This is a genomic window from Streptomyces sp. NPDC040622 (genome assembly GCF_055593965.1).
In genome coordinates this window covers 1-24,242 of the sequence record NZ_JBVIXD010000017.1, presented here as the reverse complement: position 1 = coordinate 24,242, position 24,242 = coordinate 1, and the positions used below count along the sequence as shown (strand labels likewise).

The 24,242-nt window shown below is 75.7% G+C and carries 19 protein-coding genes and 1 pseudogene; 4 read left to right on the top strand and 16 right to left on the bottom strand.

Translation table 11 applies throughout. The features are described 5' to 3' along the window. Positions 1–2: 2 nt before the first annotated feature. Positions 3–2,723, bottom strand: coding sequence for an AfsR/SARP family transcriptional regulator (locus ACZ592_RS36090; protein WP_471585953.1), 2,721 nt, complete (start codon positions 2,721–2,723; stop codon positions 3–5). 650 nt (positions 2,724–3,373) lie between these two features. Between ACZ592_RS36090 and ACZ592_RS36085 the strand changes: the two genes are divergently transcribed. Beyond that, positions 3,374–4,288, top strand: coding sequence for a hypothetical protein (locus tag ACZ592_RS36085; protein ID WP_471585952.1), 915 nt, complete (start codon positions 3,374–3,376; stop codon positions 4,286–4,288). Here ACZ592_RS36085 and ACZ592_RS36080 read toward each other — a convergent pair. The 3 genes from ACZ592_RS36080 to ACZ592_RS36070 form a co-directional block, all read right to left on the bottom strand. After that, positions 4,230–5,204: an AfsA-related hotdog domain-containing protein gene (locus ACZ592_RS36080; protein ID WP_471585951.1), complete on the bottom strand. Its 975-nt coding sequence runs from the start codon at positions 5,202–5,204 to the stop codon at positions 4,230–4,232. The genes ACZ592_RS36085 and ACZ592_RS36080 overlap by 59 nt on opposite strands. Before the next feature lie 182 nt (positions 5,205–5,386). Then, the gene (locus ACZ592_RS36075; protein ID WP_471585950.1) at positions 5,387–6,403 is read right to left on the bottom strand and encodes a hypothetical protein; all 1,017 of its coding nucleotides are present in this window, start codon (positions 6,401–6,403) and stop codon (positions 5,387–5,389) included. Positions 6,404–7,305: 902 nt separating this feature from the next. Continuing rightward, the gene (locus tag ACZ592_RS36070; protein ID WP_471585949.1) at positions 7,306–8,322 is read right to left on the bottom strand and encodes an AIR synthase-related protein; all 1,017 of its coding nucleotides are present in this window, start codon (positions 8,320–8,322) and stop codon (positions 7,306–7,308) included. A gap of 414 nt (positions 8,323–8,736) precedes the next feature. On the opposite strand from ACZ592_RS36070, the gene ACZ592_RS36065 reads away from it, so the two are divergent. From ACZ592_RS36065 to ACZ592_RS36055, 3 genes are all read left to right on the top strand, one after another. Beyond that, a complete protein-coding gene (locus ACZ592_RS36065) occupies positions 8,737–9,132 on the top strand; it encodes an acyl carrier protein (RefSeq protein ID WP_471585948.1) in 396 nt (131 codons plus the stop codon). Between the two features lie 165 nt (positions 9,133–9,297). Beyond that, entirely contained in the window at positions 9,298–11,724 is a 2,427-nt protein-coding gene (locus tag ACZ592_RS36060; RefSeq protein ID WP_471585947.1) for an ATP-binding protein, read from the top strand. After that, on the top strand, positions 11,724–13,316 hold the full coding sequence (locus ACZ592_RS36055) for an AMP-binding protein (RefSeq protein ID WP_471585946.1): 1,593 nt from the start codon (positions 11,724–11,726) through the stop codon (positions 13,314–13,316). The genes ACZ592_RS36060 and ACZ592_RS36055 overlap by 1 nt, the downstream gene beginning before the upstream one ends. A gap of 85 nt (positions 13,317–13,401) precedes the next feature. On the opposite strand, the gene ACZ592_RS36050 is transcribed toward ACZ592_RS36055, so the two are convergent. From ACZ592_RS36050 to ACZ592_RS35995, 12 genes and pseudogenes are all read right to left on the bottom strand, one after another. Beyond that, positions 13,402–13,929: an anthrone oxygenase family protein gene (locus tag ACZ592_RS36050; protein WP_471585945.1), complete on the bottom strand. Its 528-nt coding sequence runs from the start codon at positions 13,927–13,929 to the stop codon at positions 13,402–13,404. Next, on the bottom strand, positions 13,926–14,579 hold the full coding sequence (locus tag ACZ592_RS36045; protein WP_471585944.1) for a TetR/AcrR family transcriptional regulator: 654 nt from the start codon (positions 14,577–14,579) through the stop codon (positions 13,926–13,928). The genes ACZ592_RS36050 and ACZ592_RS36045 overlap by 4 nt, the downstream gene beginning before the upstream one ends. 89 nt (positions 14,580–14,668) lie before the next feature. After that, positions 14,669–15,181, bottom strand: coding sequence for a nuclear transport factor 2 family protein (locus ACZ592_RS36040; protein ID WP_471585943.1), 513 nt, complete (start codon positions 15,179–15,181; stop codon positions 14,669–14,671). Positions 15,182–15,266: 85 nt separating this feature from the next. Next, positions 15,267–15,491 (bottom strand): acyl-CoA carboxylase epsilon subunit, encoded by a 225-nt coding sequence (locus tag ACZ592_RS36035; RefSeq protein WP_471585942.1) that lies wholly within the window; start codon positions 15,489–15,491, stop codon positions 15,267–15,269. Positions 15,492–15,499: 8 nt separating this feature from the next. Beyond that, the gene (locus ACZ592_RS36030) at positions 15,500–17,053 is read right to left on the bottom strand and encodes an acyl-CoA carboxylase subunit beta (protein ID WP_471585941.1); all 1,554 of its coding nucleotides are present in this window, start codon (positions 17,051–17,053) and stop codon (positions 15,500–15,502) included. Between the two features lie 51 nt (positions 17,054–17,104). Then, positions 17,105–17,458, bottom strand: a complete 354-nt coding sequence (locus tag ACZ592_RS36025) for an acyl carrier protein (protein WP_471585940.1) — start codon at positions 17,456–17,458, stop codon at positions 17,105–17,107. An 80-nt stretch (positions 17,459–17,538) separates the two neighbouring features. After that, positions 17,539–18,411: an alpha/beta fold hydrolase gene (locus ACZ592_RS36020; RefSeq protein ID WP_471585939.1), complete on the bottom strand. Its 873-nt coding sequence runs from the start codon at positions 18,409–18,411 to the stop codon at positions 17,539–17,541. Between the two features lie 26 nt (positions 18,412–18,437). Beyond that, a complete protein-coding gene (locus tag ACZ592_RS36015; protein ID WP_471585938.1) occupies positions 18,438–19,967 on the bottom strand; it encodes an FAD-dependent monooxygenase in 1,530 nt (509 codons plus the stop codon). Positions 19,968–20,012: 45 nt separating this feature from the next. Continuing rightward, positions 20,013–21,620, bottom strand: coding sequence for an NAD(P)/FAD-dependent oxidoreductase (locus ACZ592_RS36010; RefSeq protein WP_471585937.1), 1,608 nt, complete (start codon positions 21,618–21,620; stop codon positions 20,013–20,015). A gap of 3 nt (positions 21,621–21,623) precedes the next feature. Beyond that, positions 21,624–23,162 carry an FAD-dependent monooxygenase gene (locus ACZ592_RS36005; RefSeq protein WP_471585936.1) on the bottom strand — a complete coding sequence of 513 codons (1,539 nt, stop codon included), beginning with the start codon at positions 23,160–23,162 and terminating at the stop codon, positions 21,624–21,626. A gap of 2 nt (positions 23,163–23,164) precedes the next feature. Then, positions 23,165–24,100 (bottom strand): aromatase/cyclase, encoded by a 936-nt coding sequence (locus tag ACZ592_RS36000; protein WP_471585935.1) that lies wholly within the window; start codon positions 24,098–24,100, stop codon positions 23,165–23,167. A gap of 51 nt (positions 24,101–24,151) precedes the next feature. Continuing rightward, positions 24,152–24,242: pseudogene (locus ACZ592_RS35995) on the bottom strand (ketoacyl reductase); the annotation flags it as partial.

The window sequence follows — 24,242 nt, the reverse complement described above, 5'->3', positions numbered from 1 at the left end:
CGTCAGGCCGTCGCCGCCCCCTCCGCCGTCGCCGGGCGGCCGCACCAGACGCCGGGCCGCATCTCGGACCAGCCGGAGTGGGGCGCGTGGTCGGTGCGCAGCCGGTCCAGCCAGCGCCGGGCGTAGGCCTCCAGGCGGCGGTCGCCGAGCGCGCCCGCGAGCGTGAGGCACTGCTGGAAGTGCGCGCGGGCCGCCGTGCCGCCCCGGCTCTGCAGCGCGTGCAACGCCAGGACGCGGCGGGCCTCGTAGCAGCCGCGGGTGTCCTGGGGCGTCCGGGTGAGGGTGGGGCGCACCAGCTGGGCGGCCTCGGCGAAGGCCCCGGCCTCGAGGCGGAGGTCGGCCAGACCCGCCAGGACCCGCCCGCGCTCGCCGGCCGCGATGTCGGCAGGGCGGCCGGCGGGTCCGGCGGTGTCGAGGGTGTCGGCGCTGTCGGCGCTGTCGAGGGTGTCCAGGGCGCGCCGGTAGAAGTCGTGGGCGGCGGCCGTGCGGTGGCGCTGCCAGGCCAGGTCGCCGAGCGAGCGCAGCAGCCCCACCGCCGCCGCCCTGTCACCGAGCCGCCCGGCCGCGTCCAGGGCCAGGGTGTGGGTGTGCTCCCAGGTGTCCCAGGCGGCCGACACCTCCAGGAAGACGGTCATGGCGTCGGCCAGGTGGAGGACGGGCGCCCACAGGCCCGCCTCGTGGGCCTGGCCGGCCAGGTCGGCCAGGGCGCCGCGCCGGCGGGCGAACCAGTCAAGCGGGGGCAGGCCGTCGGCGCGGGCGCCGCGCTGCGCGGTCAGGGCGTCCGCGGCGGCCGCGCACAGCCGGGTCAGGGCGGCGCGCACGTGCGCGCAGGGGCCTTCGGCGGTACGCCGTTCGGCGGCCAGGAGCCGGGTCAGGGCGGGGAACCGGTGCCCGCTGCCGTCCGCGTCCGGGCTCAACAGGCCTGCCTCGGCGAGGGAGTCCAAGATGCGTTCGGCGTCCTGGGGCCGGGTGCCGAGCACGGTGGCGGCGGCCTCGGCGGACAGGGGGCCGCCGGGCAGCAGGCTCAGCAGGCGGGCCGCACGCCGGCCGGCCGCGGGCGCCGCGTCGTAGGCCCCGCACAGCTGCCGGTAACACTCCTCGTCGATCGCGCGCAGCTCGGCCAGACGGGTGTGCGGCGGGCGCAGCCGGGCGGCGAGGCGGCCGGGGGAGAGGTGCGGCTGGGCGGCCAGATGGGCGGCGAGGGCGCGCAGCGGGCCGGGGAAGCGGCCGCACAGCTCGGCCAGTTCGCCCCGGTCCGCGTCCCGCCCGTCCGCTCCGTCCCGCAGGTCGTCGGCGGCGGAGGCGATGGAGGCGTCGGTGGGGGAGGGGGCGGCGAGGAGGTCCTGCGGGGGGCGGGCGGAGGCGGTGGCCAGCAGGTGCCGGGCGTCCTGCGGGGTGAGGGCGTCCAGCGGGAGCACGGGGCCGTCCAGCCCGGGCAGGGAGGGGCGGCAGGTGACCAGGACGGCGCACCGGCCACCGGCCGGTGGCAGCAGCGGCCGCAGCTGGGCGGCGTCGGCGGCGTCGTCGAGGATCAGCAGGAGCCTGCGCCCCTCGGTCAACTGCCGCAATGCTTCCCGCAGTTCATCGGCGGTGCGGGGCGCGGGGCCCGGGGCGCCGCAGGCGCGCAGGAGCTGGACCAGTGCCTGGGTGGAGTCCAGGGGGCGGCCGTCGCTGTCGCGCAGCCGCACCAGGACGCGCCCGTCGGGGAAGGCCGCGCCGGTCCGGTGGGCGGCGGCCACGGCCAGCGCGGTCTTGCCCGCCCCGGCCGGGCCGCTCAGGTGGAAGCAGCCGCCGCCCGGCCGCCGCAGCCATGCGCAGAGCTGCGCCAGCTCCCGCTCCCGCCCGGTGAACAGCGCGTCGGCGGGGGGTAGTTCGTCCACGGGTGCGGCGGGCCGCCGGGTGGCCGCGGGGGCCTGCGGGGGATGCCCGGCGTCCGCCTGGCGTCCGGGAGCCGGGTGCAGCAGGGCGCCGTCGCTGGCCAGGATGCGGTGCTGCAGCCGCCGCAGCCGCGGGCCGGGCTCGATGGCCAGCTCCTCGACCAGGGTGTCGCGCAGCCGGCTGAAGACGCGCAGCGCGTCCGCCTGCCGGCCCGCGCGGTACAGGGCCACCATCAGATGGGCGTGGAACTCCTCGTTCAGCGGCAACTCGGCCGTCAGCGACTGCAGTTCCCCCACCAGCTCCTGGTGCCGGCCAAGCCGCAGCTCCGCCCGCACCCGCTGTTCCAGCGCGGCGACGCGCACCTCGCCCAGCCGTACCGCCGTGCCGCCGAGGAGGCTGCCGTGCGTGGTGTCCGACAGCAGCGGGCCCCGCCACAGGGCCAGGGCCCGGCGCTGCAGGTCGGCGGCGGCCGCGTACTCGCCCCGCTCCAGCGCCTCCTGGCCGCGCCGGTGCAGCTCCTCGAAGACGACCAGGTCCAGCTGGCCCTCGCCCACCCGCAGCAGATAGCCGGGAGCACGGGTCACCAGCGCGTCGCGGCCGAACTCCGGCGCCACCTCCCGCAGGAGCTTGCGCAGCTGCGAGACGTAGACCTGCAGCGTGGTCATCGCGGTGCGCGGCGGCTGACGGCCCCACAGTTCGTCGACGAGACCGTCCACCGACACCACCTCGCCGGCCCGCACGAGCAGCGTCGCCAGCACGCTGCGGACCTTGGCGGCACGCGGCGTCACCCGCAGGCCGTCCGCCGCGGCGCGCACCTCCAACGGCCCCAGCACCCTGAATCGCATCCGGCCCCGCCCCCCCGTCGGTCGGTGCGCCGCGCCCGGTCCCGCGTGTGCCGGGCCCCGGGCGTACGGCGCGGCTCCACGGTAGGCGGGCGACTCCCCCCGGCATCGGACGCCGCCACCCCTGCGCCCGGACCAGGACCCCCGGGCCGGGCCCACCCGGCGCCCCCGGCCGCCGGGGAAGGCGCCACAAGCCTCCCTTTAGCCGTGCTCTGCAAGGTGCGGACCGTGGGCACCGGGGTGCCTCATGCCCGCCGTCGTCCCGTGCGCGCCACGAGGGAGCCGATGTTGACCGCTGCAGCCGCGTCCACGGCACGCCGCCCGGGTGCGGGGCGCCCGGCAGGACACCACCGGCAGGGCCGCCGCGGGAGGGGCCGCCGCCGGGAAGGGCGCCGGGCGGCGACGGCCCGGCGCGGGCGGGCCCCCGGTGACGCCGAGCGGGCCGGCCCACCGCACGACTTGCGCGTACCGCACCCTGTGACAGCACCGCGCCGCCCGCGCGCACCGGTGCCGCGCCGCCCGGGCGCCCCGCGCCACCCGCGCGCACCGCGCCGTCAGGCGGCATCACACCGCCCGGACGCACCGCACCGACCGCGGCCGGCGGCCGATGTGCCGTGTGGCCGGGGCGAGTTCACCCGAGGAGGCGCCGGCCCATGACCCCGCCGCCGCGCCGGTGCTCGCCCGGGCAACGGCTGCGCGAGCTGCGCAGGGAAGGCCGGCTGGCCGTCGACTGGCCCGCGGTGGCGCCGCTGCTCGCCGAGGTCGCCGACCCCGCCCGCCGGACCGCCCGCGCCGAGGACCTGGCCGAACTCCTCGCCTGCGGCCGGATCCTGGCCGGTGTGGACCCGGCCGAGGTCCTCGGCCACCATCCGGCCGTGCCCCTGGCCACGGTCGTGCTCACCGGGCACGCCCCCACCGCGCCGCTGGCAGGACCGCTGGCCGCCGAACTGGCCCGGCACGGCACGCTGCTGCGCCTGGTCACCGGCGAGCGGGACGCCCACCTGCGCGAGCTGACCGACCCGGGCGGCGAACTCGCCCTGGCCCGCCCAGACCTGACGCTGTGCCTGCTGGAGGCCGGAGCCGTCTTCGGCGAACTGTCCGCGCCCTGGGACGTCACCGACGCCGAGCTGGCCTGCGCCCGGCTGGCCGGCGGGCTGCGGGCGATGGCCGCGGCGCACACCGCGTGCGGGCGGGGCACCCTCGTCCTGAACACGCTGCCGCTGTCGCGCGAGCACACCCGCCGGCTGCCCGACGAGCGTCTGCGCACCCGGCTGTCCGCGTCCTGGCGCGACTTCAACGCCGGCCTGCTGCGACTGGCTGCCGCGTATCCGTCAGTGGCCGCCGTGGACCTGGACCTGCTCATCGCCGAGACGGGTCCGGCCCGCGAGGGCGACCCGGCCGCCGGTGCCGGGTCGCTCTTCACCGATGCGCTGTGCGCCGCCTACGCCGGTGAGGTCGGCGACATCCTGCGCGCCCGCACCGGCCCGGCCGCGCCGTGCCGGGAGGCCGTCAGAAGTCCTCGACCACCGTGGAGACCGCCTCCAGGACGGCCCGTCCCGCCTGGGTGAGCGTCAGGGTGACCGGTACCTGGCGGCGCCCGCGGGCATCGCGGGCGCCCGGTCCGACCACCGCGGCGCACCGCAGTGCGGGGCCGGGCTCCACGTAGCCGCGGAAGTGGACCGTCAGCGACGCGAGGGCGCACCGCTCGGGATCCAGGCGGTGGGCGCGGCCCGCACCGAGCAGCGCCGTCTGGCGCAGCGCCTCCAACTGCACGGCGGCGGGCACGTGGCCGTGCGCCGTGACCGCGGGCAGCGGCCAGCCGGCGGGGACGGACACCCCCACCGACAGCCGGCCGTGGGCGAGCGCGGAGGGCCCGTGCACCAGGACGTTGCCCCGGGCGGTGCGCCCCACCTCGGCGGGCTCCACCCGGGCCCCGGGCGCCGCGGACGGGGCCAGGGCGGCCCGCGTGCGGCTGTGTGCGCGGTGGTTGCGGTGGACCACGGGCGGCAGGAAGACCACATTGGCCGTGCCCGACCCGCAGGGCACGTCGTCGATCCGCAGGCCGGTGGTGAACTCCAGGGCGCGGGGCACCCCGTCGATGACCTTGTCCGGGCGCACCCGCAGCAGCGTGGTCAGCAGCGCGGGACGCTCCCCGGCGGCGCGCCAGGCGCCGATGTCGGGGGCCGTGACGGCGAACCGGTAGAAGATGCCGGTGCGGTTGGCCGGCACCCCGAACAGGCTCTGCCCGAGGAACTCGCCGATCTCCCTGACCATCTCGGCGCCCGCCTGCAGGTCGTGGAAGCGGCGCGGGCCGTCGCCGAACACCGGGTGGGCGTGCGGGAGTTCACCGGTCAGGACGAACTCCGCCTCGCCGCCGCCCGCTTCGGACGGGCCCAGCGCCTGCCACGAGGCGGGCCGGTGGACCAGACGCAGCGCGCCGCCCCGGGCCGGCGCACCGGCCCGCACACCGCTGTCGCCGCCCATGCGCTCACCCCCCTCCCGCGCCCCGCCGCCCCGGGGCACCCCCCTGGGTGCGGTCCCGGTGTCGTGGCGACAGCGTCGCGTCGGCGCACCGGGCGGAGCCAGGAAGATCAGCTGGCAGCAAGCTGTACGTCATCAAGTCCCCCGTGTTCGTGGCCCTGTGGGTCGTGCGGTGCGCCCGCCGGTCACGCCTCGCCCGGGCGCGGGTGGCCGACGGCCTCGTCCAGCGCGCCGGACAATGCGACGTTCACCCCGGCCTGGAAGCGGCTGGTGGAGTCCAGGTCGTCCATGATCTGGGCGATGTAGCGGCGGCAGGTGCGCACCGACATCCCCAGCCGGCGGGCCACCATCTCGTCCTTGTAGCCCTGTGCCATCAGCTTGATGATGGACCGCTTCACGTCGTCGGTGATGGCGGTGTTGTCCTCGGCGTCCGGCTCGAAGACCGTGCCCCTGGCCCACTGCTGGTCGTAGAGCTTGCACAGGAACGCCACCAGGGTGGGTTCGCGCACGACGATGGCGCCCGGGCGCCGGTCCAGCTCGCCCTGCTCGGGCAGGAACACGATCTCCCGGTCGTAGATGATCATCCGGTCGATCAGCTGGTCGGTGGTGCGCACCTCGGCGCCGGCCGCGCTCACCTCGCGGATGTAGGCGGTGGAGGCCGGGTCGTTGCGGACGGTGTGCTGGTAGAGGTGCTCGACCCGGATGCCGCGCGCCAGGCGCTCCAGGGTGCGCCGGCGGGCCCCTTCGAGCAGGTGCGGGGGGCGGGGGCCGCCGGGCTGGACGGTCAGGGCCTGCGTATGACAGCGCGCCCCGAAGTCCTCGATCATCACCTCCAGGACGCTGATGTTGGTGATGACGTCGAAGGCCTCCATGCGATTACGGCTTCTACGGCTCTCGAAGTACACGGGCAGCAGCGACAGCAGACTGTTGCGCGCGGTGGAGACCGACTGCTGCAGTTCCCTGATCTGCTGTTCGGCGGGGCCGACCAGGTCGGCGGCCGCGGCGTCGGGGCTTGCGGGGGCCAGCGTCTCCCGGTCGCCGGGCACCGCGTGCAGCAGCCGCAGGCCCAGCAGGGTCTGCGCGATCCGCGCCGCCTCCTCCCGGGTCAGCCCGAGGGCGTCCGCGATGTCCTGCGGTGCGTACTTACCCGCCTGGACCGCGGCGCGGTAGGCCGCGAGGGCCTGCTCATCCAGTTCATGCAAAAAGCGATCAGATGGGTAACTTTCAGACATCTCTTCAACCGCCCCCGCTGGAAAGAGAATTAGTTGCCATGCAACTTTACGCCACTGGCCGACTCTTAGCGGAGTGTGCAGACTGGCGCCCGAACAACTCAACACCGACACACGGGGGATAGCCATGAGAATTTCTGGCATGCGGAGAGAGGTTGTTGGGGCGATCTTTGCCATCGGCGTATTGGGGGTGCCTGCGGTGGGGGCCGTGCAGGCCGATACCGCGCCCGGCGTCACCGTCGCCGTCGCGGCGGCACCGCAGACGACGCAGGACGCCGGGCCTGAGGACGACGGCTGGGGCTGACCCGGCACGAGGTGACGCGCCGGTCGACCGAGCAGGCCATCGCATCGCGCGGTGGCCTGCTTTTCTGTGTCCGCGCCGGCCGGGGGCCGCCGGCCCTTTTCCCGTTCCCGGCCCGCGCCAGAAGGAATCTAGCCATAATCTACTGATACTCGAGCGGATGATTTCGTACCCGTTCCGAATATGTGAGAAGGGCGGGGCCTGAAGGGGCAGGCATGTATTCCGCTCACCGGAATGGGGCCGTCACCGTGCCGCGGACGGTTAGTCGGAAACGGCGCTATTTCGCGGACCTGTGGCCGGCGGGGCATTCCGGATGGCTCCTTTCCGGCCGCTCCCGCCGAATGCCCGCCACCGGCCGCGCCGGGCATGGCCAGGGCCTTCCCCGGGATCACGGGCACCGCCCGCGGGCAGCGGCCGCCGCACCGGGCCGTTCCGGCCGCACGCGCGGGGACGCGGCCGGGTGCCCGCCGCGCCGGGTGGCCGAAAGACGCGGTCGCCCGGCCCGGAGCGAAGACGCGACGGCGCCTGTGACCTCGTGCCCGACGCCCGCGACCTCGCGCTAGGCCCCCGGTGTTCAGGACAGCCGGGCGGGCGGCTCGGGCCCGGCGCCCAGCGGCACCTGCCGGCCCCGCCCGGACACCAGGACCACCGGGTCCGGGCCCGGCGCCACCACCTCGCCGACCACCGCGGCCCCGCCTCCGCACGGATCGCCGCGCACCGCGGTCAGCAGGTCCTCCAGCGCCCCGGGGGCCACCACCAGGAGCACACAGCTCGCGGTCGCCGCGTGCACGGGATCGACACCGAGCTCCTCCAAAGCGACCCGCACCTCGTACTGCACCGGCAGCGCCGCCTCGCGCACCCGCAGCCCGCAGCCCGTCTCCCGCGCGTACGCCCGCAGCGTGGCGCACAGACCGCCGCGGCCCACCGTGCGCACCGCCCGCAGCGCCCCCGGCACCACCGCGCCGCGCGCCCGCTCGAGCAATCCGGTCAGCGGCAGACACCCGCCCGCGATCACGCTCTCGTGGCCCGACTGGGCCCGCACCGACAGGACATGGGCCCCGAACCCGCCCAGCGGGGCACTGACCACCAGACGGTCGCCCGCCGCGGCCCGCGGCGCCCGCACCGCACCTGGGCCGCGGCCCAGGCCCGTCGTGTGCAGGTAGATCTGGTCGGCCTCGCCCGCCCGCACCACCCGCGCGTCGACGTCCAGGACCAGGACGCCGGCCGCGCGCGCCGCCTCCCGCACGGAGCGGGCCACCCGCCGCACCTGACGCAGCGGCAGGCCCGCCTCCACGACCGCCGACAGCGTCAGGCCCAGCGGCACCGCACCGGCCGCCGCCAGCTCGTTGACCGTGCCGCACACCGCGGCGTGCCCGATGTCGCCGTCCCCGTAGAAGGGCGGGTCCACGACATAGGTCCCCGACCGCACGAGCGGCAGCGCCCCCTCCAGCGGCGGGCACGGGCCGAGGACGTCGCCGAGCGCGTCACGCAGGAGCGCCCGCAGGCCGCCCGCACCGTCGTGGTCGTCACCCAGCGCCACCTGGGCCGGCGGCGGGGCCGCGGGATCGAAGGAGGCGGGATCCGAGGTCATGAGGGTCACCCCGCCACTCCTAGCGCGCCGCGCCGCGCCGCGCACCCCTCGCGCGGCACGGCCGGGGTCGCGGCGCCGCGAACAGGGGCACCCCCGGGCACCTTTGGGGTCCCGGGGCCCGCCCGGCGGGCGCACCGGGCCCAGGGCCTGCCTGCACACTCCTGCCTGCCGCACGGCGTCCGGCCCGCACTCCCGCCGTACCGTGCGGACGCCCGCGGATGCCCAGTACGAGGGCATCCGCCCGGCACACGAGAACACGCACCAGACGCCGCGGGCCCGCCCGCCGGGCGACGGCAGGAGCGTGCCGACAGGCCCCGGACCATGCGCCGCCGCGGCAACCACAAGTGCCGCTTTAGTCCGCCCGCCGAATCTGACCGCACCCCCGCCCGCCGGCCCGTCCGAGGAGCCCTGGCCATGACCACTCGACCCGCCGGGCCCGCGGCGCACGCCACCGAGCTGCGCGGCTGGCTCACCGCCCGTCTGGCGATCTACCTGGCCCGACCCGAGAGTTCCATCGACCACGACACCCCGCTGGCCGCGTACGGCATGGACTCGGTCTGGGCGCTGAGCCTGTGCGGCGACCTGGAGGAGGAGAAGGACCTGATCGTCGCCCCCACCCTGGTCTGGGACCACCCCACGGTCACCGGCATCGTCGCCCACCTCGCCCCGCCCCCGGCACCCGCCGAGCCCGTCGGGAAACCCGCACGGCCCGCCCGCCAACACCGTTCCCCCCGCCCGGCACGGCCCACGCCCGCACGGGCGGGCGAAGCGGCCCCCGACACCGCACCCGGCGCACCGGGCGGCCGCTGACCCGCCCTCGGCACGGCGCGGGCTTCCCCCTTCCGCGGCGGGGCGGCGCCGCGCGGGCGGCGACTTCAGGGCCGCTTAAGTCACGGTCCGTAGCTTCCGGGCGCACGCCGCCGGGGGGCCCGAGCACAGGGCAGGACCCGGTGCCGGCCAGTCATGAGGGGGGACATGTCGACGGATCTGCGGGTGCTTCAGCCGGCGGCCGAACTGGTGGGCCGCGAACTCGACCTGATCGGTGTCCAGGGCAGACTCCAGGACCCCGCCGTACGTCTGATCACCCTGACCGGCACCGGCGGCGTCGGCAAGAGCCGGCTGGCCGCCGAGGCCGCCCGCTCGGTCGCCGGCCTGTTCCCCGGCGGCATCCACCCCCTGGACCTGCCCGCCTGCACCGACCCGTCCGACGCGTTCGCACGCGTCGAGGAGATCGCACGGCTCGCGCGGGAAGCCGCCGGGCGCACCCTGCTCCTGGCCGACGGCATCGAACACATCGCCCCCGCCCTCGCCCCGGTACTCGCCGCCCACCTCGCCCGCACCCCCGCCCTCACCGTCCTGGCCACCGGACAGGAGGTCCTGCGCCTGTACGGCGAACGGGTCGTGCCCGTGCCGCCGCTGCCCGCGCCCGGAGCCCTGCTCGACCCCGACGTCGCCGACGTGCAGGACAACCCGGCCGTACGGCTCTTCACCGGCTGCGCCCACGAGGCGAACCCCGCCTTCGCGCTCACCGCGGAGAACGTCGAGGCCGTCGTCGACATCTGCAACCTTCTCGAAGGCGTCCCGCTCGTCCTGGAACTCGCCGCCCGCCGCCTGCGCCTCTACCCGCCCCAGGAACTGCGCTCCTGGCTGCGGCGCGGCGGCGACAGCCATCTGCCGGGCCCCGTCGACGTACCCGAACGCCAGCGCTCCACCCTGGCCATCGCCCACTGGAGCTGCCGCAGCCTGACCCCGGGCCAGCGCGCGCTGCTCGCCCGGCTCGCCCTGTTCCACAAAGGCCTGACCCTGGCCACCGCGGAGAAGGTCTCCCCCCTGGGCGCGGGGGAGACCGCCGTCGCCCTGGAGGCCCTGCTGGACCGCAACCTGCTCACCCTGGAGGAGAACCCGCGCACCGAGAGCCGGCTGACCATGTCGCGCACCCTGCGCGCCTACGGCCTCGCCCTGCTGGAGGAGGCCGGCCACCAGCAGGCCGCGGCGGCCCGCCAGGCGCACGCCCGCTACTACCAGAAGCTGCTGCACACCCTCGAAGGCCGCTTCCAGGGCTCCGAGCAGCAGCGCTGGCTGCGCGCCGCGGCCGCCGAGCACGACAACGTGCTGGCCGCGCTGCGCCACCTCGCCGGCGAACCCGGCCCGCACGACACCCCTGCCTCCTGCGAGAGCCGCGAGAGCCGCGAAGGACGCGAGCGGCACCAGGGCCGCGAGGACCCCGGCACGCGCGCCAGGGGCGGCGAACGCACCGGGCGCAGCGAGCCGCCCGAACGGGAGCGCACCGCGGCCCTGCTGGAGCGGGCCGCCCTGGTCACCGCCTGCCTGTACCCCTGGCTGATCCGCGGCGAACTCACCGAGGGCCTGCGCTGGTTCGACTCCACCGCACGCGCCCTGCAGGGCGAGGACGGCCAGGACGACGAGGAGAGGCTGCGCGCCCGCGCCCGCCTGTACACCGGCGCGGGCGTCCTGGCCGCGGCCCTGGGCGACCACGACGGCGCCGCCCACCGCCACCGCCGCGCCGTCGAGGTGTACAAACGCCTGCGCGACCCGGGCGCCGGCGCCCGCGCCTCCGCCCGCCGGGGACAGGCCCTCTTCCGCTGCGGCGACCGGGCCGCGGGCCAGTCCCTGCTCGCCACCGCCCGCACCACCCTCAACGTCCAGGGCGACACCGCAGGATCGGCCGAGGCCGCCACCGCGCTGGCCGAGGTCCTGCTCGCGGCCGGCGACCGGGAAGCGGCCCGCGCCCTGCTGGAGCGCGCCGAGCGCATCCAGCGGCAGAACGGCGCCGTCCGCGACCTGGCCCGCACCCGCTGCGTCGGCGCCCACCTCGCCCTGCACGAGGACGACGAGCAAGCCGCCCGCGCCGCCCTGCGCGAGAGCATCGGCCTGTACGAGTCGATCGACGAGCGCACCGAACTGCCCGCCGTCCTGGACACCTTCGCCCTGCTCCTGGTGCGCACCGCGGGCCAGCCCCAGCGCGCCGCCCGCCTGCTGGCCGCCGCCCACGCGCTGCGCTCACGCACCGGGACCCGGCCCGACGGCGCGCACCAGGACCAGCTGCGGGCCGCCGCCGACGAACTCCGCCGCCAGTTGGGCGGCACCGTCTTCGACACCGCCTGGACGGAGGGCCTGCGGCTGCGCCCGGAGGCGATGGCCGCCGAGGCGCTGGCGGTGGCCGAGCCCGGCCGCGCCGACGAACACAGCGAGGCCGGCGCCCTGACCCCGCGCCAGCTGCAGGTGGCGCTGCTGGTGGCCGACGGCATGACGAACCGGCAGATCGCCCACCAGCTGGACATCGCCGAGTGGACGGTGGTCAACCACGTCCGCCACGTGATGCGCAAGCTGGCCTGCAACTCACGGGTCCAGGTCGCCTGGGCCGTCGGCAGGAGACAGTGATGGTGACACCCCACCCCGGCCCACCCGGCCCACCGGACCGCCCGCGGCGGCCCCCGCACGACGCGGAGGTCCCCCTCGCCGGCCCGCTCGGCGCCCTGCGCCCGCCCGCCGCGACCGCCCGCACCTTCCTGGCCCAGGGCCGGTGGCGCACCGAGAGCGTGCTGCACGACCTGTACCGCGGTGCGGCCCGGCACCCGCACCGCACCGCGATCGTCTCCCACCGCGCGCACCGCCCGGCGGCCAGCCGCGTGACCCGCATCTCCTACGGCCAACTCGCCGCCTGCACCGACCGGTTCGCGCTCGCCCTGGACGCCCTGGGCGTACGGCCCTGCGACCCGGTCGCCTTCCAGCTGCCCAACCGCTGGGAGACCTGCGCGCTGCTGCTGGCATGCCTGCGCACCGGCGCCGTGGCCGTCCCGGTCATGCCCGGCTACGGCGCCCACGACCTGGAGGCCGTCCTGGGCGCGGCCCAGCCCCGGCTGTGCGTCGTGCCCGACCAGTGGGAGGGCGCCGCACCCGCCCGCATCCTGGCGGGCCTGGCCCCCCGGCTGCCCTGGCTGCGCCACCGGGCCGTGCTCGGCGACGCGGACGACACCGGTGCGATCGACTTCGACCGGCACTTCCTGCGCACCCCGCACGAGCGCCACCGCCCGCCCGCCGCACTGCCGCTGCCCACGGCGTCCGCCGACCGGATCTGCCTGGCGGTCACCTCGCTGGGCCTGCACGGGGCGCACCGCATGGCCCTGCACACCCCCAACACCCTGCACGCGGGCCTGGCACCGCAGGAGCGGCCGGGCGGCGCCTGTTTCTCCGCACTGCCGCTGGCCGCGCTGCCCTCGCTGCTGCACACGGTGATCGGCCCGCTCAGCCGAGGCGGCACGGTCGTCCTGCAGGACCGGTGGGACCCCGAGGCAGCCCTGGACCTGATGGCCCTGACCTGTGCCCGGCAGGCCTGTGCCAGCCCCGCCCAGTGGGCCGAACTCGTCGCCGCGCAGCGCCGGCTGGCGCGCCCGCTGGACGCGCTGGACCGCGCCTTCACGACCGGCCCGGCGGGCGCGCGGGCCGCGCCGGCCCAGCAGGTCCACCAGGTGCTGGGGCTGGTCCTGGAGGAGGCGCAGGGGCCGCAGGCGCCCGCGGCCGCGCCGCTGGCGGTGTGGCGGCGCGGCGGCGGCGCCCCGAGTCCGACCTGGCGCCCGGACGGCACCCTTGCCCACGACCCGGCGGACGGGGCGCAGGGCCCGGCGCGGACCGGGCGGCCCCGGCCGGGCACCGAGGAGGTCGGCGGCGTCTTCCTCGTCCCGGTCACCGAGATCGAGGAGCGGCTGCTGGACCACCCCCGGGTCGCCGAGGCCGCCGTCGTGGCCTGCACCGATCCCCAGCACGGCGAACTGGCCTGCGCCGCCGTGGTCCCCGACGGCGACCCGCCCACCCTTCTGGAACTGCGCGACCACCTGCTAGGTCAGGGCGTCTCGCCCGCGCACCTGCCCGCCCGGCTGGAACTCATGGGTGGCCTGCCGCGCGGCGCGACCGGAGAACTGCACCGCCGGCGCCTGCAGGGAGCCCTCGCCCGCCGCCTCGCCCGCTCCGCCTGAACCCCCTGCCCGCCCCGGGGCATGAGAAAAGCCCCCGCGCCCAGGGGGCGCGGGGGAGGGGAAGGTGCCGGCAGCCCCTCTGGGGTCAGCGGCTGCCGGCGGACACGGGCGGGGCGGTGCGCGCGCCGACGGCCGTCGCCGCCGAGCGGGTCAGGGCGGACACGAGCAGCAGGGCGAAGGCGGCGACGGCCGCGACGGCCCGGACCACGTGCGCGGTCTGCCACTCGTCGCGCACCTCGGCCCAGTCGGACGGCGGGGAGGCGACGGTCCAGTCCTTCTGGTCGCCGTTGATGGGCAGGTTGACGGTCAGTGTCACCACCAGCACCACGAGCATCAGGGCGAGCGCCGCCACCGGCAGCCACAGGTCGCGGCCCCGTGAGCGGCGCAAGGCCACGATCAGCGCGACGGTGGCGAGGATCGCCGGGATCAGGGTCGCGGAGGCGAGGGTGTCCAGGCCGTCCAGCTCGACCTGGCGCACCTGCGCGTACACCGGGCCGTCGTAGTCGCGCAGCGAGGTCTCCAGGACGACGACCGCGACGAGGAACCCGGCGAAGATCCCCACGAAGATCAGGCCCGCGAAACGCGCGACGGTGTCCAGGGGGCTGTGTTTCATTCCAACTCCTTGCAAGGGAAGGGGTGTTCGGCCAGAGATGGGTGCTGTGCGCGGCCGGTCAGGCAGGCCGCCACGGCGCGACCCGCGGCGGCGGTGAACTCCTCGGCGGGCCACGCCCGGCCGCCCGGCGCCATCCGGGGGAGCGTGGCGCGCTGGAAGCAGACGCCGAGCAGCAGCGCGGCCGCCGCGCGCACATCCGCGTCGGCACCCACCCGGCCGCACTCGCGCAGCGTCCGCAGGCGGCGCACCACCGCATCGAGCAGCTCGTCGGGGGCCGCGGCGGTGCCGCGGGGCAGCGGGTGCAGACCGGGCAGCAGCGCCCGGTCGGCGAACAGCGCGCCGATCAACGGCATGGACTGCTCGTAGAACCAGACCAGTTGGCGCACCAGGCGCACACAGCACGCCTCGGCGTCCTCGTCGCACCCGGCGCCCGCAAGGAGCGGGCCCGCCACCGGCAGCCGCTCGCGCAGCAGCGTGCCCAGCAGGTCGCCCTTGCCGGTGAAGTGCCGGTAGAGGGCCCCCTCGGAGCACCCCGCGTCGGCGGCGATGGCCTTGGTGGTGGCCGCGGACAGGCCCCGGTCGCGCAGCAGGTGCTCCGCGGCGTCCAGGAGGCGGGCGCGGGTGGGGTACCCGCGGGCCGAAGTGGACATTCACTCACCCTTCCGCGAACGGGCACCGGCCGGTCGGCCGGTGCCGGGCGGTGCGACGCCGTCGTCGCACCGCCGCTCCTGCGAGCCGCTCAGGCGCCCATCTTGGCCGCCGGAGCCTGGCCGTTCTGCCACACCAGGTCGAACACGAACCGGCGGATGCGCCAGCCGCGTTCGGTGCGTACCGTCTGCGCCTCCAGGTGTCCGCCGATGTCGAAGTGCCCGGCCGGCTCGTCGGTGTCCTTGACGTGCACGGCCATCAGGTGGGACCGCACCCGGGCGGTGTCGCCCGTCACGTCCACGACGTGGTTGGCGCACAGGTGATGGGTGCGCGCGAACGTGGTCCGCGCCATCTCCTGGAACCCTGCGAGCCCCGCCAGGCCCCTGAACTCCCCGAAGGGGAAGGTCAGATGCACGTCGTCGGTGAACACCGAGTCCAGCCAGTCGTTGTGGGAGCGGTCCTTGTCCAGGTGCATGACGTAGCGGTCACACAGCTGTGCCACCTCCAGACGGTCGTTGAGCAGCCGCAGCTGATCGCGCAGCGCCGCCAGGGTGGTGTCGTCGTCCAGCGCCGCCACGGCGGCGGCGTCCTCCAGCAGGGACATGGTGGATCCTTTCTCCGGCGGGCGGGAGACCCGCGCCCGCACGACAGGGGGGTGCCGCACCGGGACAGGGGGTGCGGGCACGGATTCAGGCGGCGCGCCGGTAGGCGCTGCTGCGCCAGGCCCGCGGCTCGAAGGGGGTGGGCTGGCCGCGGTACCAGCGCGCCGGGGCGCGCGGCGCCCGCCCGCGGTCCTGCCCGTCCGGGGCCAGGCGCAGCCGCAGCACCGCGAGCAGCGCGGCGAGCTCCTCGGGCGTGGGATCGCCCCGTTCGATGCGCACCAGGGGTGCGGGCGGGGCCGGTTGCTTGCTCATCGTGGTCCTCACTGCGGGGGGTTGCCGTGCTTGCGGCGCGGCAGGCCCGCGTCCTTGGCCTCGAGCATGGACAGGGCGCTGATCAGGACCGCGCGGGTGTCGGCCGGATCGATGACGTCGTCGACCAGGCCGCGCTCGGCGGCGTAGTAGGGGTGGACCAGCTCGCGCCGGTACTCGGCGATCTTCTGCGCGCGCATCGCCTCCGGGTCGTCGGCGGCGGCGATCTCCCGGCGGAAGACGACGTTGGCGGCGCCCTCCGCGCCCATGACGGCGATCTCGTTGGTGGGCCAGGCCAGCGCGATGTCGGCGCCGATGGAGCGGGAGTCCATGACGATGTACGCGCCGCCGTACGCCTTGCGCAGCACCACCGAGATCCGCGGCACGCTCGCGTTGCAGTACGCGTACAGGAGTTTGGCGCCGCGCCGGATGATGCCCTCGTGCTCCTGGTCGACCCCGGGCAGGAAGCCGGGCACGTCCACGAGGGTGAGCAGGGGGATGTTGAAGGCGTCGCAGAACTGCACGAACCGCGCGCCCTTCTCGCTGGCCCTGATGTCCAGGACCCCGGCCATCGCGGCGGGCTGGTTGGCCAGGACGCCCACCGTGGCGCCGTCCAGCCGGGCGAGCGCGCACACCAGGTTGGGCGCCCAGGCGGCGTGCACCTCCAGGTACTCGCCGTCGTCGACGAGCTCCTCGATCACCTCGCGGATGTTGTACGAGCGGTTGCCGTCGGCCGGCACCACCTCGCACAGGGCCGGGCACCGCCGGTCGGCGGAGTCCTCGCCGCGCGAACGCGGCGGCAGTTCACGGTTGTTGGCGGGCAGCATCGACAGGAGGTAGCGGACCTCGCCGATGCAGGTCTCCTCGTCGTCGTAGGCGAAGTGCGCCACTCCCGACGTCCCGGCGTGCGCGTCGGCGCCCCCGAGGCCGTTCTGGGTGATCTCCTCGCCGGTGACGGCCTTGACGACGTCCGGGCCGGTGATGAACATCTGCGAGGTCTCTCGGACCATGAACACGAAGTCGGTCAGGGCCGGCGAGTAGGCCGCGCCGCCCGCGCACGGGCCGAGCATCACGCTGATCTGCGGGATGACGCCGGAGGCCTTCGTGTTGCGCTGGAAGATGCCGCCGTAGCCGGCCAGCGCCGAGACACCCTCCTGGATGCGGGCGCCCGCGCCGTCGTTCAACGAGACCAGCGGGGCGCCGGCCGCGATGGCCATGTCCATGATCTTGTGGATCTTCGTGGCGTGCGCCTCGCCGAGCGCGCCGCCGAAGATCCGGAAGTCGTGCGCGTAGACGAAGACCGTGCGGCCCTCCACCGTGCCCCACCCGGTGATGACACCGTCGGTGTAGGGCTTCTTGGCCTCCAGGCCGAAGCCGGTGGCCCGGTGCCTGCGCAGTGCCTCGACCTCCTGGAAACTGCCCTTGTCCAGGAGCAGTTCGATGCGCTCGCGCGCGGTCAGCTTGCCCTTGGCGTGCTGACGTTCGGTCGCCGCCGGGTCCGGCCCCTCCCGTACCCGCTCCTTGATCTGCCTCAACTGCTCGACGGCGTTGCGTGGGTCGTTCATCGCTTCCCTCCTTGCGGGCGGGTGTCGCGGATGTCGCGGATGTCGTGGATGTCATCGGGGTGCGGTGCCCGAGCCGGCCGGCTCCGGCCGCGCCGCCAGCTCGGCGAGCAGCGCGGCCAGTTCGGTGACGCTCGCCTCGCGCAGCAGGTCGTGCGCCGTGAGCCGGATGCGCAGGGCCGACTCCAGCTGCCGCTTGAGGTGCAGCGCGAGCAGCGAGTCCACGCCCAGGGCGCGCAGCGGCAGGTCCGGCCGCAGGCGGTGGGCCGGCGGCACGCCCAGGGCGTGGCCCAGCTCCCGGCACAGCCAGGTGCGCACGGTCCGGGTCCGCGCCGCGCCGTCCATGGCGCGCAGCACGGACACGTCGGTGGGCCAGACGAACAGCGGCAGGGGGTCGGTGGGGGTCATGGGCGGATCGCTTCCGTCGAAGGGTGCGCGGGACTGCGCGGGGCGGGGCGCCCGGCAGGTCCGGGCGGGGGCGGACGGTGTCAGGCCGCCGCGGGACGGCGCGCGGGCGCCGCCTCGCGCCGCGCCAGGCACTCCGCCAGGAAGGCCAGGGCGCGCAGGTGGTAGGTGCGGGCCGACCAGCCCAGGCTGATGTTGTGGCCCGCGTCGGCCTGCCGGTCCACCACCAGCGGCTCGGCGTGGGTGAAACGGGCCCGCAGATCGGCCAGGGCCTCCTCGTCGTGGCGCCACCACGCCTCGTGCTCGGCGAACGTCAGCCGGGTGGGCACCCGCACCCGCGCGGCCAGCCGCGCGAAGGAGTCGGGCCAGCGCGCCGCCTCGGCCCGCTCGCGCACCGGCATCGTGGTGACCGTGTCCGCGCAGGCGCGGAACGTGTCCGGCGGATACAGCCGCAGCGCACCCCAGTTGTGCCGCCAGTGCCCGTGCCCGGCCGCCGAGGGCAGCCGGTGCGCGGGTACGGCGAAGCGGTGGCCGCAGCCGGAGATGTCGAGCCCCAGCAGCCCGGTGGGCAGGGGCGGCCCGGCCGCGCACGTCAGGGCCAGCTTCCCGCCGTAGGAGTGGGCCAGGACGAACACGCCCGCGCCCACCGGGTGCCCGGCGGCGAACCGGGCGAGCGCGGCGCGCACGGTGCGGGCCTGCCCGGCCAGCGACTGGCCGTGCGGCAGCCGCGCGGCCGAGGCGCCGTAGCCGGGCCGGTCCAGGGCCAGCACCTGGTAGCCCAGGCGCATGCCCAGGGTGAACAGCGACTGGTCGGGGTGCGCCTGCCCGTCGAAGTAGGCGGCGCTCATGCCGCCGCCGTGCAGGGCGAGCACGGTGGCCCGCGGCGCCGTGCCGCGGGGCGTGCCGAGCAGGGCGGACAGCTCGGTGCCCGCGGCGTTGAGGGTCAGGGACCGCACGCCGGGCGAGCGGGGCGGCGGCCCGCTCACCGCGCCCGCGCCGAAGCCGTGTCCGTGTGCTGCCCGGCCTCTCCCGTGCCGCGCGGCGGGCCGAACCAGCGGTGCAGCGCCGCCCGCAGAGCGGCCACCGCCTCCCGGTCGCCCGCCTCGCGGGCGGCCCAGGCCACATAGCCGTCCGGGCGCACCAGCAGCGCGGCCGCGTCCAGCGGCGCGGGTGAGCCGGGACCGGGCCGCACGGCGGCGACGTCGACCTGCCCGCGCCAGGGCTCCGCCGCCGCGCGCACCGCGGCGTCCCCTGCCAGGTCCAGGAGCACCCCGCGCGCCGGGTGCAGCAGCTCCATCGTGCTGGTCGGGCCCGCCTCGCCGTGCAGGACACGCGGCGGCAGGCGGCGGCCCAGCAGGGGATGCCCGCCGGCCATCGTGGCGTAGCGGATGTCGACGCCGCTGACCAGCCCGGCCAGGTGCCGTTTGACGTCGTCGTACTGGATGAGCTCACCGAACAGGGCGCGCAGCGGGTCCATCTCGGGCCCGCCGACGAACAGCATGCCCTGCGCCTGCGTGTTCATCAGCAGCCGCTCACCGGCCGCGTGCCGCTCGGCGTGGTAGGAGTCGAGCAGCCCCTCGGGCGCCGTCCCGAGCGCCTGGGCGGCCAGCTTCCACCCCAGGTTGGCGGCGTCCTGCACCCCGGTGCTCAGGCCCTGCCCGCCGGCCGGCAGATGGATGTGCGCGGCGTCCCCGGCGAGCAGCACCCGCCCGCGCCGGTACTCGGTGACCTGCCGCGTCGCGTCGGTGAACGAGCTGACCCAGTGGGCCGTGCCGTGGCCGATGTCCTCCCCGGTGATCCTCCGCCAGGCGTCGGCGACCTCGCTGAAGGACACCGCCCGCTCCTGCTCGTGGACCGGCGTCTGGTCCGGCACCACGATGATGCGGTCCACGCCCTCACCCAGCGGCGCGGCCATCACCATGCCGCCCTCCAGCCGCTCGCCCAGGAACCGGGGCCGCAGCTCGCACCCGGCCACGTCGGCCAGGTACATGGTGCGGGTGGCACCGGTGCCGGGGAAGGAGAACCCGGCCGCCCGGCGCACCGCGCTGCTGCCGCCGCCGCAGCCCACCAGGTAGGGGGCGCTCAGCCGCTGCACGCCCCGGGGCGTGGCCACCGCGATCTCCACGCGGTCCTCGCTCTCCTCGAGTTCGAGGAACTCCCAGCCGCGCCGCAGGTCGGCGCCCAGGGAGATCACCCACCGCTCCAGGACGCCCTCGGTGCGCGACTGCGGGATGCCGCGCGCACCGAAGTGGGCGTCCGCCAGGACGGTGTAGTCGAACTGCACGCCGCCGAAGTGGCCCAGCGGCGCCACCTCGAGCCCTTCGAAGTGCGCCAGCAGCCCGCGCTGGTCGAACACCTCCATGGCGCGGGCGGTGAACCCCAGCCCGCGGGACTGCCCGGTGGGCCGCGGGAGGCGTTCCACCACGATGACGTGCGCCCCGCCCAGGCGCAGTTCTCCGGCGAGCATCAGCCCGGTCGGGCCCGCCCCGACCACGATCACGTCCGCGTCCATGCTGGACCTTCCTTCGATGTCCGGTGGCCGACTGTCTGGCACGCGTCAGCCGAAGAGCTCTGCGATGTGCTGCGGGGCCTTGGTCCTGCCCCACTGAACGGCCTGCCCCAGCAGTTCGGGGGTGGCCTCGAAACAGCGCGTGGCGGGGTCGCCGAGCGCGAACGGGGCCGGCAGGAACTCCGAGTCCGCCACGCGGGCGAAGATCCGCCGCGCCGCCTCGGCCGGCTCGAGCCGGCCGGCCTCCACCTCCTGGCAGGTGGTGCGGGTGAAGGCGAGCAGCGCGCTGATGTCCTCGCCGACGGGGGAGGGCAGGCCGGGCGTGGAGGTCTCCTCCAGGTCCCGCAGGATCTGCTCGTCCCGCTCGGCCATGAAGCGGCGGTAGGCCCGCTCGACGGTCATCGTCGGCATGATGCTGGTGGACTCCCACACGCGCAGCACCGCGTTGAACAGGTCGTAGTGGCCAAAGCCCACGAACGAGCTGTAGACGAGATCGTCGTGCACGTCGTACAGCCCCTGCTGGAGCCGGTCGATGTAGGCGAACCGGCCGGTGGACCAGTCGCCGTCGCGGGAGGCCTCGATCAGCCGCCAGGCAAGGGAGTTGACGACCTCGAGGGTGTTGGTCAGACCGCGCGAGTACAGCGCGTCGGTGAACCCGGCGGCGTGCGCGGTCAGGCAGTAGCGCTCGCCGACGGTGTTCGTGGAGGAGTACTGCAGGCGCCCGGTGCTCACCCAGGGGCGTACCGCGCGCGCGTCGGTGAACTGCTCGGCGATCTGCGGGAAGCGCGCCAGGAACGCGTCGAACTCCTGCTGCGGCGAGGCCGCGCCCTTGGGGTGCACGCGCTCGTCCAGGGTCAGGCCCACACTGCACAGCGGGCTGAGCGCCCCGTCGTGGTTGTCGAAGGGGATCACCCACAGCCAGCCGCCGTCGAAGACGTGGTGCAGGGTGCCGTGGTGCCAGGGGCTGGGCTGTTTGTGCCCGGCGGCCGAGGGCGCCCGGTCGTAGGGGGTGACGCCCACCATGTGCGTGAACAGCGAACGCGAGTGGTGCCGGGCCCGGGTGGGCTCCTCGCGCAGCGCGAACTTCTCGGCGACCGGCGAGCGGAAACCCCCGCTGTCCACCAGGTACCGGGCCCGGTGGGCGGTGCCCCTGTCACAGCGCAGCACCACCCCGTCGGGGCCGGTCTCGATGTCGGCGATGCGGGTGTTGAGCAGCGGCGTGGCCCCGTAGCGCACCGCCAGATGGAAGAGGTAGGCGTCGGTGTCCTGCCGGAAGAGGTGGTTCTCGGTGCGCTGCCACTCGGGCACCACCAGCTGGTTGATCTCCTCGGGGTTCTGGTCCTGTCCCTCGCGGTGGTAGACGAAGCCGAAGTTCTGCTTGCGGCCCGACATGGGGGAGACGTGGTCCTGGACGCCGCGGAAGGAGGCCAGCGCCTCGATCTCGGGCACCCGGTAGCGCTCGGCGACGATGCGGGTCATGGCCGAGGTGTAGGGGATCGTCGACTCGCCCACCGCGAACCGCGGGTGGAGCCCGGCGTCGATCAGGAGCACCTTGACGCCGTTGCGGGCCAGCACCGCGCCCAGCATGCCGCCCGCCAGGCCCGCGCCGAGGATCGCCACGTCGTAGCGCTCGTCCGTCCACTCGCTCGTGTTCATGGCTCACTCTCCAGGGGCAGCAGGGTGCGGATGGGGCAAACGGTCGTGCGGCGCGTCAGGGCCGGGCCGTGCGGGCCCGAACCAGCGGGTGAGCGCCTCGTGCAGCGGCCCGGCCTGCGGGTCGGGCCGCAGCCAGGCGATGTGCCCGTCGGGGCGCACCAGGAGCGCGGTGACGCCCCGCAGCGGCCCTGCCGGTTCTGTGACGTGCGCCGCCACACAGGTCACCCGGTCGGCGAAGGGCACCACCGCCCGCTGCAGCCCGGCGTCCCGCCCGCCCAGCGTCAGCAGCACGCCACGCCCGGCACGCAGCAACTCCGCGCTGGAACACGCCTGCTGATCGACCGTCAGGGAAAGATGCGGCAGGCGGGCGCCCAGCAGCGGATGCCGTCCCGGCCCCACCTCGTGGCGCACGTCCAGGCCGGAGATCATCCCGGCGAGGTGGCGGCGGACGTCCTGCGTCGCCAGCAGCTCGCCCAGCAGGGCGCGCAGGCAGCCGGCCTCGTCGCCGCCGAGCAGCAGCTGCGCCTGGGTCCGGATGTTGTCGAGCACCCGGCGGCCCACCGCGTGCCGCTCGCCGTGATAGCTGTCCAGCAAGGTGGCGGGCGCCCGGTCGCGGGCCACGGCGGCCAGCTTCCAGCCCAGGTTGACCGCGTCGGCGAGCCCGAGGTTGAGGGCCTGGCCGCCGATGGGCATCTGCTGGTGCGCGGCGTCGCCCGCGAACAGCACGCGGCCGTGCCGGTACTGGGCAAGGAGGCGGGAGGCATCGCCGAAGGCGTTCACCCAGCGCGGCTCGCCGCAGCTGATGTCCTCCCCGGTCACCCGCTTCCAGGTGTCGCACACCTCGCCGAAGTCCGGCTCCGCGGTACGCGCCTTCGCCCGTACGCCGAACGCGTGCACCATCACCCGCGTCACGCCGTCGGCGCGCCGGGCCGCGATGGCCAGCCCCGCGGGCAGCCGTTCGAAGCGCCGGTCGGGGATGTCCAGGCCGGCGACGTCGGCGCGCAGCAGTTCGCGCCCGGCGTCCTGGCCGGGAAAGGCGGCGCCCAGCAGGCGCCGCACCGTGGAGTCCTGGCCGTCGCAGGCCACCAGATGGCGGGCGCGCACCCGCACCGGGCCGGCGGGCCCGGCGGCCACCACCTCCACCCGGCGGTGCGTGGCGCGCACCGCGCGCACCTCGTGCCGGCGCCGCACCCGGGCGCCGAGCCGCACGGCCCAGTCGCCCAGGAGCTGTTCGGTGCGGGTCTGGGGCACCTTCCACTGCCCCGGGTGCGTGCTGGGCAGGGTCAGATCCAGCGCCATCCCGCCGAAGTGCCCGCGCACCTCGCTCGGCGGTGTGCCCAGTTCATGGAGCAGGCCGCGGGCGTCGAGGAGCTCCATGGTGCGGGCATGCAGCGTCGAGGCCCTCGACTGGGTGGTGGGGCCCTCGCGCCGGTCCAGTACGACGACGTCGGCGCCGCCCAGGCGCAGTTCACCGGCGAGCATCAGCCCGACCGGCCCCGCGCCCACGACGACGACGTCGCTCTCGAGACGGTCCACGGACATGATCAGTGCTTCTCCGCGTAGTCCTTGGCGTGACCCAGGGTGGCCCGGCTGTTGGCGGACAGCGCGCCGCGCACGTAGTCGCGGGCGTCGGCGACGGTGGCGTCCGCGCCCAGGACCCGGGTGATGTTCGCGGTGTTGAGCACCACCGTGTGCTGCGAGCAAGCGGTGGTGGTGCCCTCCTCGTCCTCGGCGAACGTCCAGTGCCCGGTGTGCAGGGTCATCAGCGCGGGCAGCGTGACCTGCTTGTAGGCGATCTTGTGGTGCGGGAAGCAGACCCGGTACGACTTGGTGGTGTGCACCGAGCCGTCCTTGGCGCGGGTGTCCATCTCCAGGCTCTGCAGGCCCGGGGTGTCCTCCTGGAGGCGGACGGTGGCCACGTGCGGCAGCCGCTCGGCCCACGCCCCGGCCTCGTTGATGAAGTCGTACAGGTCCTTGGCGCTGCCCCGCACCCGCACGCTGTCCTCGAAGGAGAACGTCAACGCCTCGTCGGCGACGGCCAGTTCCACGTTCTGCTGGAGGGCGGACAGCTCCGCGCGGGAGTTGCGGTCGACGGCCTCGTCGATCCACCGCAGGCCCGCCGGGTCGTCGTCGACGGCCCGGTAGTCGTGCAGCAGCCGGATACGGGAGGTGTCCGGGGACAGCGGCTCGATCAGCCAGGTGCCGCCCATCGCCGCGACGGGCGGCGTGGAGACCTCCTGGCGGAAGCCGATCCGCAGGTTCTCCGGGTCCAGGGTGCGGCGCGAGGTCCACTGCTTGGCCTCGCCGTTGGCGGTCGCCCAGATCCGGATGCGCTCCTCGTGCTCGCCCTGTTCGACATGGTCGACGTGGAGGGTGGGCGGGAAGATCCGCGGCCAGTTCTCCACCTCGGCGATCAGCCGGTAGACGGTCCCGGCCGGGGCCGCCACCGTGATCTCGTGCTCGACCTCACGCGTCGTCATGGTCAACTCTCCTTGGTCTGTTGGCTGGTGGGGCCCGGACGGCGCCTGCGGTCAGAAGTTGCCGAGTCCGCCGCAGACGTTCAGGGCCTGGGAGGTGAGGGAGGCGGCGGTGTCGGAGGCCAGGTAGCCGACCAGGCCGGCG